Origin of the sequence: Sphingobium sp. PNB (genome assembly GCF_019873065.1) — a bacterium.
Lineage (GTDB): Bacteria > Pseudomonadota > Alphaproteobacteria > Sphingomonadales > Sphingomonadaceae > Sphingobium > Sphingobium fuliginis.
Genome location: NZ_JAINEZ010000237.1, coordinates 1 through 645, shown reverse-complemented (window position 1 = coordinate 645; position 645 = coordinate 1). Strand labels below are relative to the sequence as shown.

2 protein-coding genes are annotated in these 645 nt (G+C 62.3%); both read left to right on the top strand.

Annotation, left to right across the window (positions count from 1 at the left end):
- Positions 1–52: 52 nt before the first annotated feature.
- Positions 53–418 (top strand): DUF6927 domain-containing protein, encoded by a 366-nt coding sequence (locus K7W03_RS27605; RefSeq protein WP_413469352.1) that lies wholly within the window; start codon positions 53–55, stop codon positions 416–418.
- Between the two features lie 32 nt (positions 419–450).
- On the top strand, positions 451–606 hold the full coding sequence (locus K7W03_RS27600) for a hypothetical protein (protein WP_222888154.1): 156 nt from the start codon (positions 451–453) through the stop codon (positions 604–606).
- The last annotated feature ends 39 nt before the right edge of the window (positions 607–645 follow it).

Here is a 645-nt window from a genome sequence, read left to right as displayed (position 1 = left end):
CATGCGGTGAAAGCTGCACGTGCGGTTCGGCGGGGGGATCAGGGCTGACTCCATGAGCAGCACCAATCCTACCCGACTGAGCGAAAATATGGGGCCATGCGAGGCCGACTGCCCCGCGGCGATCCTCGATCTGCTGAGCCCGACCGAGCATGAATATGCGCTCGATTGGCGCGCACGTTGCCGGGCGAACCTTGCGCACCGCGCGCGCAAACTCGCGGACGGGGATCGCATCCGGCTTCCCGAGCCGGTGACCTTCACCGACGGTAATGTCGCGCAGGAGTTCGTCGTCTGCAAGCGCGGCCGGAGGCTCGTGCTTCGCGATCCGCAGAATGGCTGCTTCTACCGGATCAGTCGCCTCATGACGCGCGCCTGGGTGGTCGTACCGGTCACCAAGATCCACAAGACGCTGTTTGCATGAGCGTCAATCCTCGAGGAGAAAGGGATCAGGTCATGACGACGGCCATCGACAGGCGTTGTCTGTCTCCCAAACGCCAGTTGCTCTGCAGCCGCGAGAATGCCCTGCGCGTCGCCAGCCGGATTTTCGATCATTCGCAGGGTAATGAGACCTGTGCGCGGGTGGGCGTAGACAGAAGCGTTGATAGCTGATTCTATGGGCTTTCCAAGAAGGAGAGCAGCGGATGGCGC

Bases quoted from the DNA above. Each gene is read 5' to 3' on its own strand.
- K7W03_RS27600 (WP_222888154.1), top strand. From the start codon at position 451: ATGACGACGGCCATCGACAGGCGTTGTCTGTCTCCCAAACGCCAGTTG.
- K7W03_RS27605 (WP_413469352.1), top strand. From the start codon at position 53: ATGAGCAGCACCAATCCTACCCGACTGAGCGAAAATATGGGGCCATGC.